The organism is Pseudomonas sp. VMV1, assembly GCF_056790235.1.
On sequence record NZ_JBXGSE010000013.1, the window covers coordinates 13,508 to 31,708 of the forward strand.

14 protein-coding genes and 1 pseudogene are annotated in these 18,201 nt (G+C 61.5%); 6 read left to right on the plus strand and 9 right to left on the minus strand.

The features are described from left to right. Positions 1–39: 39 nt before the first annotated feature. The 5 genes from iolD to ACUCV0_RS23040 are packed head-to-tail and all read right to left on the minus strand — an operon-like array spanning position 40 to position 7,231. A complete protein-coding gene (gene iolD / locus ACUCV0_RS23020; RefSeq protein ID WP_482213821.1) occupies positions 40–1,977 on the minus strand; it encodes a 3D-(3,5/4)-trihydroxycyclohexane-1,2-dione acylhydrolase (decyclizing) in 1,938 nt (645 codons plus the stop codon). Between the two features lie 13 nt (positions 1,978–1,990). Continuing rightward, on the minus strand, positions 1,991–3,490 hold the full coding sequence (locus tag ACUCV0_RS23025) for a CoA-acylating methylmalonate-semialdehyde dehydrogenase (protein ID WP_158896061.1): 1,500 nt from the start codon (positions 3,488–3,490) through the stop codon (positions 1,991–1,993). A gap of 51 nt (positions 3,491–3,541) precedes the next feature. Further along, positions 3,542–4,357: a 5-deoxy-glucuronate isomerase gene (gene iolB, locus ACUCV0_RS23030; protein WP_158896063.1), complete on the minus strand. Its 816-nt coding sequence runs from the start codon at positions 4,355–4,357 to the stop codon at positions 3,542–3,544. 11 nt (positions 4,358–4,368) lie between these two features. Continuing rightward, positions 4,369–5,268 (minus strand): myo-inosose-2 dehydratase, encoded by a 900-nt coding sequence (gene iolE / locus ACUCV0_RS23035; protein WP_482213822.1) that lies wholly within the window; start codon positions 5,266–5,268, stop codon positions 4,369–4,371. A gap of 25 nt (positions 5,269–5,293) precedes the next feature. Beyond that, on the minus strand, positions 5,294–7,231 hold the full coding sequence (locus ACUCV0_RS23040; RefSeq protein WP_482213823.1) for a bifunctional 5-dehydro-2-deoxygluconokinase/5-dehydro-2-deoxyphosphogluconate aldolase: 1,938 nt from the start codon (positions 7,229–7,231) through the stop codon (positions 5,294–5,296). Between the two features lie 226 nt (positions 7,232–7,457). Here ACUCV0_RS23040 and ACUCV0_RS23045 point away from each other — a divergent pair, with 226 nt between their 5' ends. Together ACUCV0_RS23045 and ACUCV0_RS23050 are read left to right on the plus strand one after the other, a co-directional pair. Beyond that, positions 7,458–8,372 carry a MurR/RpiR family transcriptional regulator gene (locus ACUCV0_RS23045; protein ID WP_158893881.1) on the plus strand — a complete coding sequence of 305 codons (915 nt, stop codon included), beginning with the start codon at positions 7,458–7,460 and terminating at the stop codon, positions 8,370–8,372. Positions 8,373–8,516: 144 nt separating this feature from the next. Continuing rightward, positions 8,517–9,929 (plus strand): sugar porter family MFS transporter, encoded by a 1,413-nt coding sequence (locus tag ACUCV0_RS23050; protein ID WP_158893883.1) that lies wholly within the window; start codon positions 8,517–8,519, stop codon positions 9,927–9,929. 67 nt (positions 9,930–9,996) lie between these two features. On the opposite strand, the gene ACUCV0_RS23055 is transcribed toward ACUCV0_RS23050, so the two are convergent. The 3 genes from ACUCV0_RS23055 to ACUCV0_RS23065 all read right to left on the minus strand — a co-directional run bounded on the left by ACUCV0_RS23055 (position 9,997) and on the right by ACUCV0_RS23065 (position 13,071). Continuing rightward, positions 9,997–10,902, minus strand: a complete 906-nt coding sequence (locus tag ACUCV0_RS23055; protein ID WP_158893885.1) for a sugar phosphate isomerase/epimerase family protein — start codon at positions 10,900–10,902, stop codon at positions 9,997–9,999. Between the two features lie 61 nt (positions 10,903–10,963). Then, the gene (locus ACUCV0_RS23060) at positions 10,964–12,133 is read right to left on the minus strand and encodes a Gfo/Idh/MocA family protein (RefSeq protein WP_158893887.1); all 1,170 of its coding nucleotides are present in this window, start codon (positions 12,131–12,133) and stop codon (positions 10,964–10,966) included. A gap of 11 nt (positions 12,134–12,144) precedes the next feature. Further along, positions 12,145–13,071: a sugar phosphate isomerase/epimerase family protein gene (locus ACUCV0_RS23065; RefSeq protein ID WP_158893889.1), complete on the minus strand. Its 927-nt coding sequence runs from the start codon at positions 13,069–13,071 to the stop codon at positions 12,145–12,147. Positions 13,072–13,240: 169 nt separating this feature from the next. Here ACUCV0_RS23065 and ACUCV0_RS23070 point away from each other — a divergent pair, with 169 nt between their 5' ends. Beyond that, a complete protein-coding gene (locus ACUCV0_RS23070) occupies positions 13,241–14,254 on the plus strand; it encodes a LacI family DNA-binding transcriptional regulator (RefSeq protein ID WP_158893891.1) in 1,014 nt (337 codons plus the stop codon). A gap of 505 nt (positions 14,255–14,759) precedes the next feature. On the opposite strand, the gene ACUCV0_RS23075 is transcribed toward ACUCV0_RS23070, so the two are convergent. Continuing rightward, the gene (locus ACUCV0_RS23075) at positions 14,760–15,425 is read right to left on the minus strand and encodes a TetR/AcrR family transcriptional regulator (RefSeq protein ID WP_158893893.1); all 666 of its coding nucleotides are present in this window, start codon (positions 15,423–15,425) and stop codon (positions 14,760–14,762) included. A 152-nt stretch (positions 15,426–15,577) separates the two neighbouring features. On the opposite strand from ACUCV0_RS23075, the gene ACUCV0_RS23080 reads away from it, so the two are divergent. From ACUCV0_RS23080 to ACUCV0_RS23090, 3 genes and pseudogenes are all read left to right on the plus strand, one after another. Next, positions 15,578–16,747, plus strand: a complete 1,170-nt coding sequence (locus ACUCV0_RS23080) for a serine hydrolase domain-containing protein (protein ID WP_158893895.1) — start codon at positions 15,578–15,580, stop codon at positions 16,745–16,747. Positions 16,748–17,736: 989 nt separating this feature from the next. Then, positions 17,737–18,006 carry a CocE/NonD family hydrolase gene (locus tag ACUCV0_RS23085; RefSeq protein ID WP_158893897.1) on the plus strand — a complete coding sequence of 90 codons (270 nt, stop codon included), beginning with the start codon at positions 17,737–17,739 and terminating at the stop codon, positions 18,004–18,006. Next, positions 17,948–18,201 (plus strand): annotated as a pseudogene (locus ACUCV0_RS23090) (transposase); the annotation flags it as partial. The gene ACUCV0_RS23085 and the pseudogene ACUCV0_RS23090, both read left to right, overlap by 59 nt.

Genomic DNA, 18,201 nt, shown 5'->3' on the forward strand with positions numbered 1-18,201 from the left:
TCATTCTCCGATTTGGACTTGTTATGGAATGAGTGGCGCTCAGTATTGGCGGGCCTGGGCGGCATTTTCCCTGAGCACCCGGGCGACGGCGGCGATCTTTTCGCTGGTGGAGACCTCGGCGCCGCCGACCCGCCACCAGGACAGGTAGCCGTGCAGCATGGTCTTGGGCAGCACCTTGATGTCGATCAGGGTGGAGACCGTCTGCCGACGGGCATCGGCCAGGGCCGCTTCCAGCTCCTCCAGGGTGCGCACGCTATAGGTCTTGCAGCCGTAGGCGGCGGCGCTCATGGCGAAATCCACCGGCACGAAGTCGCCGTCGAGCTGGCCGGTCTCCGGATTGCGATAGCGGAATTCGGTACCGAAGCTGCCCATGCCGTGTTCCATCTGCAGGTTGTTGATGCAGCCGAAGGTCATGTTGTCGAGCAGCACCACGTTGATCTTGCGCCGCTCCTGGATGGAGGTGGCCAGCTCCGAGTGCAGCATCTGGTAGGAGCCGTCGCCGACCAGGGCATAGACCTCGCGCGCAGGCTCGGCCAGCTTCACGCCGAGGGCGGCGTTGATCTCGTAGCCCATGCAGGAATAGCCGTATTCCAGGTGGTAGGTGTTGACGCCCTTGCTCTGCCAGGCGCGCTGCAGGTCGCCGGGCAGGCTGCCGGCGGCGGCGACGATGATGGCGTCGTCGTCCAGTCGTTCGTTGAGGCGGCCGAGTACCTGGCTCTGGGTCAGGGACGAACCGGTCAGGCGGACGAATTCCTCCAGCACCGCGCGCGGCAGGTCGTCGTCGATCTCCGGGACGAAGTCGGCGCCGGTATAGCCGACCGCGTAGACCCGCTCCACCTCCTGGCGATAGCGCTCGCGCGCCTCCCCCACCTGGCCGCCCCAGCCGGCGCGGTAGTCGGTAGCCCCTAGCGCCTCGGTCAGGGCATCGAGGGCTTCGCGGGCATCGGCCACCACGGCCAGGCCATCGAGCTTGCCGGCGTCGAAGGCAGCCACGTTGAGATTGAGGAATTCCACCTCGGGATGCTGGTAGAGCCACTTCGAGGAGGTGGTGAAATCGGTGTAGCGGGTGCCGACGCCGATGATCAGATCCGCTTCCCTGGCCAGCAGGTTGGCGGCCAGGCAGCCGGTCTCGCCGAGGCCGCCGACATTGAGTTCGTGGCTGGAGACGATGGCGCTCTTGCCGGCCTGGGTCTCGGCGAAGGGAATCTCGAAGCGCTCGGCGAAGCGCTGCAGGGCCGCGGCGGCGCCGGAATACTTCACCCCGCCGCCACAGATCAGCAGCGGCTTGCGCTTGCGCCTGAGCAGTTGCACCGCGTCTTCGATGGCGGCAGCCACCGGCGGCCGGCGATCCAGGCGGTGCACCCGCTTGGCGAAGAAGTAGTCGGGATAGTCGTAGGCCTCGCCCTGGACATCCTGAGGCAGCGCCAGGGTCACGGCGCCGGTCTCGGCCGGATCGGTCAGCACGCGCATGGCGTTGATCGCCGCGCTCATCAGCTGCTCGGGGCGGTTGATGCGATCCCAGTACTTGCTCACCGCGCGGAAGGCATCGTTGGTGCTGATCGACAGGTCGTGGAATTGCTCGATCTGCTGCAGCACCGGATCGGGCTGGCGACTGGCATAGACGTCGCCGGGCAACAGCAGCAGCGGGATGCGATTGGCGGTGGCGGTGGCCGCGGCGGTCAGCATGTTGGCCGCGCCCGGACCCACCGAGGAGCTGCAGGCATAGATCTGCCGACGCAGCTTCTGCTTGGCGAAACCGGTGGCGGCATGGGCCATGCCCTGCTCGTTGCGGCCCTGGTGCACCACCAGTTCACCGGCCTCCTGCTCCAGCGCCTGGCCCAGGCCGAGCACGTTGCCGTGGCCGAAGATGGTAAAGACGCCGGCGACGAATCTGGTCTCGACGCCATCGACGCTGAGGTACTGGTTGTCGAGAAATTTCACCAGGGCCTGGGCCATGGTCAGACGTTGGGTGCTCATAGCTTCTCCCCGGTCACTTGGCGGTGGGCATGCTGAATTCGGCGCCCTTGGCGATGCTGTCGGGCCAGCGCTGCATCACGCTCTTGTAGCGGGTGTAGAAGCGCAGGCCTTCCTCGCCATAGGCGTGGTGGTCGCCGAACAGGGATCTCTTCCAGCCACCGAAGGAGTGCCAGGCCATGGGCACCGGGATGGGCACGTTGATGCCGACCATGCCCACCTTGATGGTGCGGGCGAAGGCGCGGGCGATGCCGCCATCGCGGGTGAAGCAGGAGACGCCGTTGCCGAATTCGTGGGCGTTGATCAGCGCTACCGCACTGGCGAAGTCCGGCACCCGCACGATGCCCAGCACCGGGCCGAAGATTTCCTCTTTGTAGATGGTCATGTCCGGGGTCACGCCATCGAACAGGGTGGCGCCGACGAAGAAGCCGTGCTCGGCGCCGGGCACCTTGAAGTTGCGGCCATCGACCAGCAGCCTGGCGCCCTCTTCCACCCCCTTGGTGATATAGCCCTCGACCTTGGCCTTGTGCTGACCGGTCACCAGTGGGCCCATGTCGGCATCGGCTTCCACGCCGTTGCGTACTCGCAGGGCATCAATGCGCGGCAGCAGTTTTTCGATCAGGGCATCGCCCACCTCGCCCACCGCCACGGCGATGGAGATGGCCATGCAGCGCTCGCCGGCCGAGCCGAAACCGGCACCGATCAGGGCGTCGGCGGCCTGGTCCAGGTCGGCGTCGGGCATCACGATCATATGGTTCTTGGCACCGCCCAGAGCCTGGACGCGCTTGCCGCGGCGGGTACCTTCCTGGTGGATGTATTCGGCGATGGGGGTGGAGCCGACAAAGGAGATGGCCTCCACGTCCGGGTGCTGCAACAGCGCATCCACCGCCACCTTGTCACCCTGGACCACGTTGAACACGCCATCGGGCAAGCCGGCCTGCTTGAGCAGCTCGGCCAGCAGCAGGCTGGCGGAGGGATCGCGCTCGGAGGGTTTGAGGATGAAGGTGTTGCCGGTGGCCAGCGCCATGGGAATCATCCACAGCGGCACCATCACCGGGAAGTTGAAGGGGGTGATACCGGCGCATACGCCCAGCGGCTGGCGCAGGTTCCAGTTGTCGATGCCGCCGCCGATGTTGTCGCTGTAGCTGGTCTTGGCCAGATGCGGCGCGCCGCAGGCGAACTCCACCACCTCGATGCCGCGCGTCACCTCGCCCATGGCGTCGGACAAGACCTTGCCGTGCTCGCGGGTGATCAGCGCCGCCAGTTCGCGGTGATGCTGGTCGAGCAGCTCCTTGAAGCGGAACAGGATGCGCGCCCGGCGCAGCGCCGATTGCTCGGACCACTCGGGAAAGGCCGCCTTGGCCGCCGCCACCGCCTGCTCCACGGTCTGCGCCGTGGCCTGGGCGACCCGCCCCTGGACCACGCCCTCGGCCGGGTTGAAGACGTCGCTGAAGCGCTCGGCCTGGGTCGAGACCGCGCCGTTGATGTAGTGCCCGATGACGGGGGTGTCGCTCATGTCCTGAATCCTCGTGTCCTGGGGTCGCCGCCCACGGCAAGCGAAAAAGGGTTAGCGAGTCAGCAGCCACTCGTGCTGCGGATCGTTGTGGAATTTCCAGACGCGCCGGGGGCCGGCCATCACGTTGAGGTAATAGGACTCGTAGCCATAGGGCACGCTGACCGGGTGATAGCCGCGCGGCACCAGCACCACGTCGTGGTCTTCCACCGCCATGGCCTGGTCCAGGTCGCGCTCGTCGGTGTAGACGCGCTGGAAGACGAAGCCCTGCCCCGGATCGATGCGGTGGTAGTAGGACTCCTCCAGCAGACTCTCCGCCGGCAGGTTGTCGCGGTCATGGCGATGGGGTGGATAGCTGGAGGAATGCCCGGACGGGGTGCGCACCTCCACCACCAGCAGCGAATGGGCCGCCGCCGTGTCCGGCAGGATGTCGCAGACATAGCGGGTGTTGGCGCCCTTGCCGCGGGTGGATCGCCGCATGCTCGCCGGCTCGATCAGCCGCGGTGGCAGCCGGTCCGCCACCAGCGGATTGCCGGGCGAGGTGCAGACGGCGATTTCGGCGGTGCTGTCGGCGGTCACCCGCGCCTCGCTGCCGGGCGGCAGGTAGGCGGCATAGGGCGAGACGTCTTCGAAGACGCTCTGGCGACCGGCCAGCCCGCGCCAGGCGAAGTCGCCCAGCTGCGGATGCCCGCCCTCGATACTGGCGCCGCCGCTGAGCAGCACGATGCAGACCTCCAGATCGCCCGCCAGCACCGGCAGGGACTCCCCCGGTTGCAGGCGATGGGCGGCGAAGCCGACGTAGTCCAGGGCACCGGCCGGGACGCTGACGATGTCGCGGGCGCTACGGTCGGCTTTGACGAGCAGATTCATCGGATTCCTCCTCAGGCAGTGGCCTGCGCCACCAGCTGGCGCAGATGGTCGTAGCCCTTCTTGGCGTATTCGTAGGCCGGCGCCACGGCCGGGTCCTGCTCGGCCTCCACCACCAGCCAGCCTTCATAGCCGGCGGCCACCAGCACCTTGAGCAACGCCGAGAAATCGATGTCGCCGTCACCCGGCACGGTGAAGGTGCCGTTGAGGATGCAGTCCGGAAAGCTCCACTGGTGGTTGCGCGCCAGCTGCACCACGGCCTTGCGCACGTCCTTGAAGTGCACGTGGCAGACCCGGTCGATATGTTGCTGCAGCACGCTCAGGGGATCGCCACCGCCCATGTAGCAATGGCCGGCATCAAACAGCAGACCGACGTCCGGAGAGGTCAGCGCCAGCAGCCGGGCGATGTCCTCGGGCGCCTCCACATAGGCGCCCATGTGGTGGTGATAGGCCAGGCGCAGGCCCTGGCTCAGGGTGAAGGCGGCCAGGCGATCGAGCTTCTCGGCATAGGCCTGCCAGGCGGCGTCGCTGTGGAAGCGCGGTCGCTCGATCAGCGGCCGGCGCTGCCCCTGGATGGAGCCGGCCACCTCGCCGTAGACCAGCACCTTGGCGCCGTTCTCGGCCAGCAGCCGGCAATGCGGACGGATCGCCTCGATCTCGGCCTCGACATCCCGGTGCGCCAGGCCACTGGAATACCAGCCGGACACCAGCTCCAGGTCATGCTGGCCGAGCACCTCGCCCAGCGCCTTGGGCTCGCTGGGAAACTTGCCACCCAGCTCGAAGCCCTGGAAGCCGATTTCCTTGCCCTCGCGCAGGATGGTCGCAAGCGGGGTGTCGCCGCCCAGGGCCGGCAGGTCGTCGTTGGCCCAGGAGATGGGGTTGATGCCGATCTTGAGTTGTTGTTGTGCGGTCATGTCGGAGCTGCTCGTCAGGAGGCGATCAGGCGCGGGCGTCGCGCCAGGCCTGGATCAGGAATTCGAAGTTGCTGCGGATCTGCGCGACCAGCGCACGGTCGTCGATCTCGCCGGCCAGCCAGGCCCGACTCGGCTGGGCGAAGATGGTCCGGCCCACGGCGAAGCCCTGGCAGCGCTGGCTGGCGCTGGCCTGACGAAAGCCTTCGGCCAACTCCTCGGCCGGGGCGTTGAGACCCAGCACCACCACGCCCTGGCAATGGGGATCGCGCTCGGCGATCAACTGGTCGAGTTGCCTCCAGACGGCGGCCGGCTGCGCCTCGATCTTCCACCACTCGGGATAGATGCCCAGGTTGTACAGCCGCTTGATGGCGCGATAGAGCACGTCCGGCCGGCTGGAGGCATGGTTCTTCGGTGGGATGACCTCCAGCAGGAGTTCATGACCGCTGGCCTGGGCCGCTTCATACAGCCCCTTGAGCTGAGCCTCTTGCTCCAGCCGCAGCAGCGGCTCGTCATCGGGGTGGAATTGCACCAGGCACTTGATGATCTGCTCGCTTGGCCAGCTCAGCAGGGTGCTGCCCACCGAACGGCCAAGCTCGAAGGCCAGCGGCCGTGAGTTCTGCAACTCCACCGGCCGGGCGATCCACCAGCCACGGCCGCTGGCGGCATTCAGGGCGTCCTGGCCGAAGCGCTCGTCGGCCAGCAGCCCGACGTCGGCGGCCACACCCTGACGCTGCAGGTCCTGTTCGACCTCGGCGATGGCCTGGACGAACAGCTGCTTGAGCGCCGGAATCCGCGCCGGGTCGGCCCCCACCTGCTGGGCGCTTTCCACCAACTGGTAGCGGTGATCGAAGGCGAAGATGAACAGCTGGCGCCACTGGCGGCGCCGCGTGCCGACCCGGTGCAGCCGGGTCAGCACCGGATCCAGGTCGGGCCGGGTGATGGGCACCGGACTGTGCTTGAGGTAATCGAGCTCGGCCAGGGTCGGCATGGCCGGGGCGCAGCCATGGCGCGACACCACCAGCCCGCCGCAGGCATTGGCCAGCCGGCAGCATTCGGCATCGTCGCCGCCGGTCAGCCAGCCGCGCAGGAAGCCGGACATGAAGGCATCGCCCGCACCCAGCACATTGAGCACCTCGACGCGGATGCCGCGATGGATCTCGCCGTCCTCGAGACGCGCCGGAATGGCGCCCTGGATCACCGTGCAGCCTTGGGCACCGAGCTTGACCACCAGGGTCGCCGCGGTCACCTCGCGGACCCGGCGCAGGGCGGTGAGCAGGTCTTCGCTGCCCCCGGCGATCTGGAATTCCTCTTCGGTGCCCACCACCAGGTCGAAGCGCGGCAGGATGCGCTGCACATGGGCGCTGACCTCGGCACTGGCGATGAAACGGGTCTCGCCATCGGCCTTGCCGGTCAGCCCCCAGAGCACCGGGCGGTAATCGATGTCCAGCACCCGCTTCACACCGTTGCGCTCGGCGTAGTCCAGCGCCCGGCTGCTGGCCTGGAACACCCCCTCGGTGGAGAAGTGGGTACCGGTGATCAACAGCGCCTTGGCGCTGGCGATGAAGGCCTCGTCGAGGTCGTCGGCGCCCAGCGCCATGTCGGCGCAATTCTCGCGATAGAACACCAGGGGAAAGGTCTCGCGGTCCTTGATGCCCAGCAGCACCAGGGCGGTGAGGCGCTCGCGATCCACCTGGATGCCGCGGGTGTCGCAGCCTTCCTGCGCCAGCGTCCGGCTCAGGAAGCGGCCCATGTGGTCGTCGCCGACCCGGGTCAGCATCGCCGACTTCAGCCCCAGGCGCGCGGTGCCGAAGGCGATGTTGGCGGAGGATCCCCCCAGGTACTTGGCGAAGCTGCTGACGTCTTCCAGCGGCGCGCCGATCTGCTGCGCATAGAGGTCGACGCCCAGTCGTCCCAGACAGATGACGTCCAACTGGCGCCCGCTGGCGAAGAAATGATCACCCATGGGTGGCTCCTGCTTATTGTTATTGCCACGATCGCCGTAGCAGGATCGCGCATGTTCGGAATGGACCCAGGCTAGAACGCGCACCTGCAAAAATCAATATTTTTTTCAAATGCAATTTTATAGAATTAATTTTCCAATCAATCGCCCCGTGCTCGGGTGTTCGGCGCTTCGACTCCATCCGGCGAATGGGTTACCGTGCCGACAGTACCGATAAGAGAGCTCCCCCATGTCCGCCGAGACATTGCCTGACGACCTGCCTATTGGCGGCCCCCACGCCGAACCACCCACCAGCGTCGAAGCCCTGCTGGCCGCCATCGCCAACGACTACGAGAGCCTGCCGCGCCAGCTCAAACGCGTGGCGGTCTATGTCAGCCAGCAGAGCGACCGGGTGATGGTCGACCGCATCAGCGATATCGCCAGCCAGTGCGAGGTGCATCCCTCGGCCATCGTGCGCTTCTGCCAGCGATTCGGCTTCAAGGGCTTCAGCGAGATGCAGGCGCTGTTTCGCGAGGCCTATACCCACAAGACCACGCCGGTACAGAACTACCAACAGCGCATCCGCACCCTGATCGCCAACAAGAGCAAGAACGAAAGCGGCAGCGATCTGGCGCGGGAATGCATCAACGCCACGCGCTCCGGCATAGACCGGCTGGGCGAGGAATTCGACGACGCGGCCTTCGACCAGGCCATCGAGCTGCTGGTGAATGCCGAGAACATCTATGTGGTGGGGGTGCGCCGCTCTTTCGCGGTGGCCGACTACCTTGTCTACAACCTGCAGCACACCAAGAAGCGCATCCACCTCATCACCGGCCTGGGTGGCGGCTATCGCGAGCAGATGCGCAGCATCGCCCAGGGCGACCTGCTGATCGCCATCAGCTTTAGTCCCTACGGCAAGGAAAGCCAGCAATGCGCGCGCATCGCCCAGCACCACAAGGCGAAGACGCTGATCATCACCGACAGCACCCTGTCGCCCCTGGCCAAGCGCGCCGACGGCCTGCTGCTGGTCAGCGAAGGCAGTGCCTTCGCCTTCCGCTCGCTGACCGCGACCCTGTGCCTGTGCCAGGCGTTGTTCCTGGCGCTGGCCTATCGTCTGGAACTGAAGATGGACGATATCCAGCTCGCCCAGGACGACGAGGAATGAACGTCTGGACCGGCCAGGGCCCAGGCTGAACGAATACTGAAGTCCAAAAATATTAAAATGGAAATTTAATTCCAAATAAATTTCACAAAAGGTACAGTCATGCCATCCGCCTTATCACGACAATGACAAAACAAGGGGTTGGCCATGGATACCAGCAAAGCATCCGCCCTCTACGCGGCGCCCACTGCCGCCAGCCGCGGCGAGAGCCGGCGCAAGCTGCAGATCATCACCACCCTCGCCACCTTTGGTGGCCTGCTATTCGGCTATGACACTGGGGTCATCAACGGCGCGCTGCCCTATCTCAACCGGGATTTCCAGCTCACGCCGCTCACCGAGAGCCTGGTGGTCTCCGCGCTGGTCTTCGGCGCGGCCATAGGGTCGCTGGTGTGCGGCAAGATCGCCGACCGACACGGCCGGAGACGCGTCATCCTGCTGCTCTCGGTGATCTTCATCCTCGGCACCCTGGGCTGCACCTTCGCGCAATCGACCGAGGTCATGATCGCGGCCCGCCTGGTACTCGGCCTGGCGGTCGGCGGCGCCTCGATCACCGTGCCCGTCTACCTGGCGGAGATGTCACCCAAGCAGCTCCGCGGCCAGTTGGTCACCCGGCAGGACTTCATGGTGGTCACCGGCCAGTTGCTGGCCTTTACCAGCAACGCGGCGATCGCGCATTTCTACCAGGGCGACCACACCTGGCGCTGGATGCTGGTGGTCGCCACCCTGCCGGCGGTGGTGCTCTGGATCGGCATGCTAGTGATGCCCGAATCGCCGCGCTGGCTGGCCGCCAAGGGCCGCTTCGGCGAGATGTTGCGCATCCTCCGCCAGGTCCGCGAAGAACATCAGGTGGAAGCCGAGGCCGCGGAAGTCCGTCAGCAGGCCGAGGCGGACGCCAAGCAGCAAGCCGGTGGCTGGCAAGATCTGAAGACGCCCTGGATCCGCCGCGTGTTCCTGCTCGGCTTGGGCCTGGCGGCAGTCCAGCAGATCACCGGCGTCAACTCCATCATGTACTACGGTACCCAGATCCTCACCGAATCGGGCTTCGACACCCAGGGCGCCTTGATCGCCAACATCGCCAACGGCGCCATCTCGGTGGTCGCCGCCCTGTTCGGCATCTGGCTGCTCGGCCGCGTTAACCGCCGCCCCATGCTGCTGATCGGCCTGCTCGGCACCACCGCCTCGCTGCTGCTCATCGGCGTGCTGTCCCTGCTGCTGCCGCCCGGGCTGACCCGCGGCTTCACCATCCTGTCGCTGACCGTGGCCTTCCTGGCGTTCCAGCAAGCGGCCATTTCGCCGGTGACCTGGCTGATGCTCTCGGAGATCTTCCCCATGCGCATCCGCGGCTTCGCCCTGGGCATGTCCGGCTGCATGCTCTGGCTGGTGAATTTCCTGGTCGGCTTCTTTTTCCTACAGCTGGTGGCCTGGTTCAGCATCGCCACCACCTTCTTCATCTTCTTCGTCCTGGGCGTCGTAGCCCTGCTGTTCGTCCATCGTTACCTGCCGGAAACCCGCGGGCATTCGCTGGAATCGTTGGAGCGCCATTTCCAGCAGCAAGGCTGACACCCCGGCACGCAAAAAGCCCGGCCTGCTACCTGCAGGCCGGGCTTTTAAGTGGCAGCGCAAGACGTCAGCGCGGCCAGTGGCGGTCCACGTACTTCTGGATCTCCTGACGCATGAAGCGACCGGACTCGTCGGCCTTCTCTTCCCAGCCGAACACGCAGGAGGTGACGATGCCGTCGAATCCCACCTTCGCCAGGGAGGCGAAGAACAGGTCCCAATCGATCTCGCCCTGATACAGGTTCATGTGCTGGTGCACGGTGACCTGGGCACCGGGCGGATTGACGATATAGCGCAGCCCGGAAGAGGCCTTGTGGTTCCAGGTGTCGGCGATATGGACGTGGCCGATCAGCGAGCCGGCGTCCTGGATCATCTGCGCCATGTCGTCGCCGAAATAGAAGGTATGGGGCGCACAGTAGAGGAACCTGACGTTATTCGAGCCGAGGCTCTTGAGCATGTCGATGGCCGGGTGCAGCGTCTCGCACCAGTCCTCGGGATGCGGCTCCATGTTCAGGGTGATGCCCTCGCGCTCGAAGATCGGCACCAGTTCCTCCATGGAGCGCCACCAGGCCGCCTCGCTGGATTCGTGGCTGTGGCTGCCACCGCAGCAACTGATCCGATGGCCCCGCTCGGGCGAAGGACCGCGGCCGAATTCGGAGTTCATGGTGTCGCAGCCCATCTCCACGGCCACCTGGATGGCTTCCTTCCAGTAACCCACGGCGGCCTGCCGCTCGTCTTCATGAGGACTCGCCCAGCGGTACATGGGTAGTAGCGAGGCCAGTTGCAGGCCATGGTCCTTGAGCGCCTGCTTGAACTCGGCGATGCGCTCCCGGTGCGCGCGCGGACGCTTCCACCAGGGCAGGAAGTCTTCCCGTGGCGACAGTTCGAGGTACTCGAAGCCCGACTCCGCCACGTGCCGGCAGGTCTCCGCCAGGCTCAGGTTGCGGTACATGTAGGGATCTATGGCTATTTTCATGGTGCTTTCCCCTGAGGTTCCATTCGCCGGACCGGCTCCCGCGTGGAGCCGGTCCTGGGCATCAATAATCGATCCAGACCCCACCGCGATCGGCGGACTCCACGCAGCGCTCCACCCAGCGCACGCCCTCGACCCCGGCATGGATGTCCGGATAGCGCAGCCCAGCCAGCGCCGCCGTATCGCCGCGGTCCGCGGCATCCATCGCGAGCGCAAAGCGGTAGTAGAGATTGGACCAGGCCTCGAACAGCCCCTCGGGATGACCGGCGCCGATGCGGTCGTCCAGCAGCGCGTTGGCGTGCAGATAGCCCATGCCGCGCTCGAGCACCTGCGCCGGCTGCCCCTGGACCTCGAAGCTGAGCTGGTTGGGCCGTTCGTCCCACCACTCGAGACTGGCCAGGGAGCCGATCACCCGCACCTTCTGGCCGTGCATGGAGCCGGCATTGACCGCACTGGACCAGACCCAGCCCATGGCGCCACCCTCGTACTCCATCAGGGTGTAGGCGTTGTCCTCCAAGGGCGCGCGGCTCTTGACGAAGCTCTGCCGGTTGCACTGCAGCCGCTTGATCTTGAGCTCCGGTAGCAGGGTCTCGGCGATGTACAGCGGATGGGTGCCGACGTCGCCCAACACATAGCTCGGGCCGGCCAGCCGCGGATCCACCCGCCACTTGGTGGCCTCGCTCTGCGCCTCCACCGGCGCACTGTGGAAGCCATGGGCGAATTGCAGGTGCACCATGCGGATCTCACCGAGCTGACCCGCGGCGATCATCTCCCGCGCCTGCTCGATGAGCTGATGGCCGGCATAGCCATAGGTCACGCCGACGATACGGTTATGTGCCTGGGCGATCTCGCGCAGGGTTTCGGCTTCCGCCAGGGTGAAGCACAGCGGCTTCTCGCAGACCACGTGCAAGCCGGCCTCCAGGGCGGCCTTGGTGATCGCGAAATGGGTGCCGTTGGGAGTCGCCACGGAGATCGCCTGGACGCCATCCTCGCGCCCGGCTTCCCCGGCGATGAGACTCCCGTAGTCCGCATAACAGCGCTCCGGCGCCACGCCCAGGGTTTCGCCGAAGGCCTGGCCGCGAGCCGGATCTATATCGAAGGCGCCCGCAACCAGGGTGAAGTTCTGGTCACGCAGGGCGGCGGAGCGATGGATGTAGCCGATCTGGCTGTTGCTGCCGCCACCGACCATGGCCCAACGCAGGGGACGGGCGATACGTTTGCTGCCGTTGATCATCTTATTGTTCCTTATTGGAAACCGGCACGGGTGAGATAGGCGCGACTCTCGGCCACATCGTCCAGGCTGCCGTTGGCGTTGCGCGGGTCGCGCTCCTGTTCCACGGTGATATAGCCCTGATACCCCAGTTCCTGGATCAGGGTCCGCAGCGCGGGATAGTCGATGACACCCCTGCCGAGCGGACACATCACACCCTGGGCACAGGCCTCGAAGAAGCGGATACGTTCGTTCAGCACCCGATCGAACACCGCTTGATCGATGTCCTTGAAGTGCAGGTAATCCAGGCGCGCCTCGTACTGTCGCAAGGTGGTGGCGGGGTCCATGCCGGCGTAGTAGAGATGCCCGGTATCCAGGCAGAGGCCGGCGATCTCGTGCGGGATGTCGTCCACCAACCGCGCCAATTCATCGGCGAATTCGATATAGCCACCGGCATGGGGATGGATCACCGCACGCACGCCGTACTCCTGCCAGGCCAAGGTCGCGATGGCAATAATGTGATCCATCATGGTGTTCCAGGCTGCATCTTCCAAGCGGGGCGCGCGATCGGAATGGCCGGCAGCGTAGTCACGCTCGTCATGGCCCCAGTCGATCACCACCAGGTAGGGGAGCGGGAAACGCTGTCCGGCTTCCGGGTCCATCGCCGGCAACTGCTTGAGCAGGGCACAGATATTGTGGGTCTGGGTCAGCAGCGAGGGTAGATTCGCCGGATCGACCAGGTCGTCGAAGATGGTGCCGGCCACCACCTGCAGGCCATTGTCGCTCAACGCCTGGCCTACCTCGGCGGCATCCAGCGGCAGGTAACCATAGGGCCCAAGTTCGATGCCGCGGTAACCAGCCTGACCGGCCTCGCGGAGCACCTGGCGCCAGGGCGGCAAGAAGGGATTCCTGACGTCATCGACCCCCCAGCAGCAGGGGGCAGTCGAGATATGAATAGCCATGGAAAGCTCCATTATTGTTGTTTTAATGCCCTAGTGGGCGTGCTCCGGATGCTAGGGCATTCCTGTTGACGCTGCTATAGTGCTTCACGCAAACCTGTCAAAACCCCTCACCATCAGACTAGGAGCGTGTCATTTGATGTCAGATTCCGGAAATGTACGTCGCCCTACTATGGTCGACATAGCCCGAGAGGCCGGAGTAAGTTTGTCAACGGTTGACCGAGTACTTAATCTTCGCGCTGGAGTACGAGCAGATACCGCACAGCGAATCGCAAACGCTGCCACAAAGCTCGGTTTTCGTGCACATGGGGTCATCGAACAAAGGCTTCGGCATGAGCGACCGACAATCCGTCTCGGTTTCCTTCTTCAGAGAAGTGGCGTGGCCTTTTATCAGGAACTCGCTCAGGCATTAGCCGAAGCGGCCGCGGCAACCGCGCATGCCCGGGTACGGGTGATGATCGGCTATCTAGATGAGCTGGATCCGCTGGCCGTAGCCCGGCGCATCGAAGCGCAACGCGGCGAAGTCGACGCACTTGGCGTAGTGGCGGTCGATCATGTGGCCGTACGTGAGGCAGTATATGACCTGCGCTTAAACGGCATGCCAGTGCTTGCAATGATTTCCGAACTAGCAACTAGGGCAGGAGCTGGTTATCTGGGGGTAGACAATCGTCGGATGGGGCGCGTGGCCGGCTGGTTTATAACCCATCTCGCATGCAAGCCCGGGCCGGTAGCGGTTATGGTCGGTAGCCAAAGATTCCAGTGTCAAGAACTATGCGAACTCAGCTTCAGAACCTATTTTGCGGATATTGCTGGAGACTGGGAGATTTTGGGGTCACGTTTAACGTTGGAGGACGATCGCTACGCATACGGGAACACCATAGACTTACTTAGTTCCTACCCTGAACTTGCAGGTCTCTATGTCGCAGGCGGTGGTATTGAAGGCGTTGTTCGAGCTTTAGAGGAACTAAAAGAAAAGTCAATCAAACTACCCTTTGTGGTATGCCATGACCTCACCACAATCACCCGCGGCGCATTAGCACAAGGGTTAGTTCATGCCATAGTGTCTCACCCCATGGAGAAGCTAGCGCGCAGGGCTATTGATTCTCTCGTATCAGCACATATCGAAAAGGAGCAACCTGGGCACGAACTACTACCGCTACAGCTGGATATTCCTGAATGCCACTGAGTCTCGTAGCACATCCATTCAACGTCGTTGCCGTAGCGCCACTTCCTGATTATCGATTAGTTCGCCCTTCATCAAAAATGCTGCCATAGGTTACTGGCCGACAGTTCCTACAATATCCAGCATTCATTCCCGATACCGGGGCCGGTTCTGAATTAGACCTGTAAATCCCCAAAGCACAGCAAAGTATACTTGGACCCCAACTCCGCATCTATTGTCCGTTCTAAATATCGAAATAAAGGGTAGCTGAGCGAGAGAATGACTCACAAACAACCATTACGTTAGCGCTCATCACGACAAGCATGCGAGAAACTTTATGCTTATGCATTGAGATGCCTAAGGCAGTACTGTCGTATTTATCCAGCTGACATAACATATACACATAGTGCGCCTGCCGATCTGGCATGAAATACTTTTACCAAAGATAAATTATTTAATTACTCCCCCTTGCCTTAAATAAAATTTTAAATAGCAATGTAAAACGCCCTCATTTTCTACGAGCGACTTTCTAGTCGCTATAACTTTTATCAGCAATCAGTGAGTATTTGATACCCCTTAAACCAGCGATCGCAAAACCTTTCAAGTGGTCGGAAAGCGTATGCGAGGGCATAGCAAGTATGCTTATAACCGGTGGAGGCGCAGCCTCGCCCCCGACGAGCAGCATTAAACATGGCGCCATAACATTGACCATGCAGCGCGTAACCACAGGGTCACCTTTTGGTAGGCCGATAATAGCAGCAACGAGGCCGCAAATTATTTCCGCCTTGGGCATAACACCGTCGTTTATCAATACATCCGAATGAACGGTTGGAGAAAGCATTTCGCGAGCGCATACCCGTATTGGCCAGCCGCGCTCCAAATAGATGCGTTCTACTAAATGGTCAATGAGGCGACCGAGCTTTTCCTCTGCAGAGTCTTGCCCTGCATCGATCTGCTGTAAGTCATCAATACTGATAAGACGCCGATGTCCTTCGAGCAACACAGCTTGGTAAAGGCCAGCGCGGCCCCCAAAGTGATAATTGATAGCGGCAACGTCGACCTGGGCAAGGGCCGCAACGGCTTTGCTAGAGGTTTCAGCGTACCCGGCATGAGCGAAAAGCTGCCCAGCGGCTTCTAGAATTCTACCGCGTGTCAGGTCTCCGTCCCCCCTCGGGATACGACGCGAAGCAGTCATTCCAGCTCCTAGATAGGCAAGATAGACGAATTATCGCTCGAAGGCGCTGACGAGCCAAGACGAAGACGGAAAAATTTGCAATTTAAATCGAATTTAAACTATCCTTGAAGGGTCTATAGGGAGGCACGTCAAAATTCCTGCTTGGAGGTCTCATGAACACAGATGCCTATCCACATCCATCTACATTAGATGAAAACGCCTTATCTCGATTAGATACGAGCATTCAGGACGACATTGACAACGGCCAAAATTTTGGCGCCTCCATCATTGTCGCGCACAAAGGCGTGGTTCAACACCGCAGGACGTTCGGCACGGTAGCTCCTGACCGCAAAGCTAAGGTAGATGACCTCTATTTGATGATGTCGCTATCAAAGTCATTTACGGCCGCCTTGACACTGCGAGCCATCGATCACGGTCGCTACTCACTGGACACGCGCATCGCCGATTTTATCCCGGAATTCGCAGCTGGCGGAAAACAGCGCGTTACAGTGCGACATCTGCTTACCCATACAGCAGGCACCTATGCCAATTTTGCTCCACCGCAACCACTCCTGCCGAGCGAACTTGGAAACCTGGCGAAGAACGTCGCGGCAGTGTCGGCATTGCCTGCTGCAAATATTCCTGGTGAACGGGTGGTGTATAACCCATTTGCCGGTTACGCAATGCTTGGACAGTTGCTAGTTGTCACAGATCCACTCAAACGCCGTTTCGCCGATATTGCACACGAAGACTTATTCGAACCGCTGGGGATGCACAATACATCCTATGGCCTAGCACCTGATGAACCCCGTCGAGTACCAGTCGCTTTCACGAAGCGCAATAGCAACAAAACAACTAGTCAGACGGCAAAGCTGCTCAACCAATATCTTGACGAAAGCAGTGAGCACCCCGCCGGCGGAGCATTTAGCACTGTCGATGATATCTTTCGTTTCGCCGAAGCCTTGCGGCCATACGCAAATGAGTCAGGGAAACAGTTCATTTCGCCGGCACTGCTTTCCTACGCAACGCAAAACCATACCGGGAATATGGGGAACGGGGCGTGGGATTTCTATCGAGAGGCGCATGGGCTGCCAGAATACCCCGCAAATTTCACCTTACTAGGTGGATATGTCCGCGGTGACGGGCATTTCATCAATGGTGCGGGATTTACCGCATCGCCCCAGACCTATTACGCAGTAGGCGGAGGGTCTACGATGTGGTGGGTCGATCCAACACGTGAACTGACATTCGTTTTTCTTAGCGCAGGATTTATCGAAGGTCTAGCGCACTTCAACCGATTACGACGGCTGGGCGATCTCGTATTGGCGTCTTGGATTCGTTGAATGCCGGCCTGGATCGCCTTATTTCAGGGTCGACTCTGCCGCTGTTGCGTTGGCGGACGGCGCGTTATCTCTATCCATATTCATACTCGCAGGGATTATTGAGTAATCGGACTTATTAGGTGCATTATCTTGAATGGGATTACCGCTCTGACCAAATTGCAGGAAACTGCACAAAATGGTTCGCGCCGCAGCTAGTAAGAAACCGGAATTTAGGATTTGAAGCATACGTACTGTCGTAGTCGGACAATCACTCTGGACATGCCGTGCACTTCATTCGTTACCTCGATGCTGGCACGGCTTTACATAACGTAAAGTAGAAAAAATTGCATACTTAAAACCAGGAACGCTGACTTTGTCTAGGTTCTATCCTGGATGAAGATACCATTTGGCTACTAGCATGGCTGTTGATAATAGTTTTGCCCTGTAGCTCATATTTTTTAAATGAAAAGGTTAGCCAGACAAAAAAACGGCACGATTATTTTACCCGCACTTGCTCGATCTTTGGCTACTTTTATTTGTACAGTTGCCACTTTGTCGAGTGTTCTATGTTTTGAGGTGAAAGCTAATCCTATGATATTCAGGTGCAATAGGAATATTGACTCGTCCATAAAGGAGTACCTATGCGCGAAGAAAAAGGCGTCTTTATCCGGCAAGTGCCTATGAAAGTTAGAGGCGATGATAAGTATGCGGTATGGCATAGACGACCATTGCCACTATAGGCGCCACGGGCGCGCTACTTCGGATTCGCGTAGGAAACCGTTTTGCTTAGAAAAGGCGAAATACGGCGTGACGGTGCCATGCCATTGCTCTGTGATATTTACCTTGATCGCAACGTGCCGGTTATACTAAGCGATGGCATAACTATCTTCACCGACGTGTTCTGGCCAGTTCATAGCGGTAACTATCCTGCAATTGTCTCATGGAGCCCGTATTGAAAAGAGGTCGGTAGCGAGTCGGTCGACGACTTTCCCGAACGGTCCGGCGTAGCGTTGGGCCGCCTTTCGGAGCTAAATAAGTTTGAGGGTATCGATCCGGCCTTCTGGGTAAACCGCGGATACGTCGTCCTCCAACCTGACTCCAGAGGAGCTTATAAGTCTGAAGGTAACCTAGTGTATTGGGGTACACAATTGGGGGAAGACGGCTACGACTTTGTGGAGTGGGCTGCGGACCAAAATTGGTCAAATGGAAAAATTGGCATGGCAGGTAACAGACCGTGTCGGTATTCAACCCGTCATTGCCCGACGCAAGATGCGTCGTAAGCCCCGCCCTGGCTTACCTCGGCTCTTCGATCAACCGACGTACCGCCAGCGTAATGCGATCGAACGCCTGTTCGGCTGGCTCAAGGAAAAACGTCGGCTCTGCACCCGATTCGACAAGCTGGCCAGCAGCTTCAAGGCGATGGTCACTCTGGCCTGCATCGATCGCTGTTGGCGCGTCGACTTTTTAGACAGAGC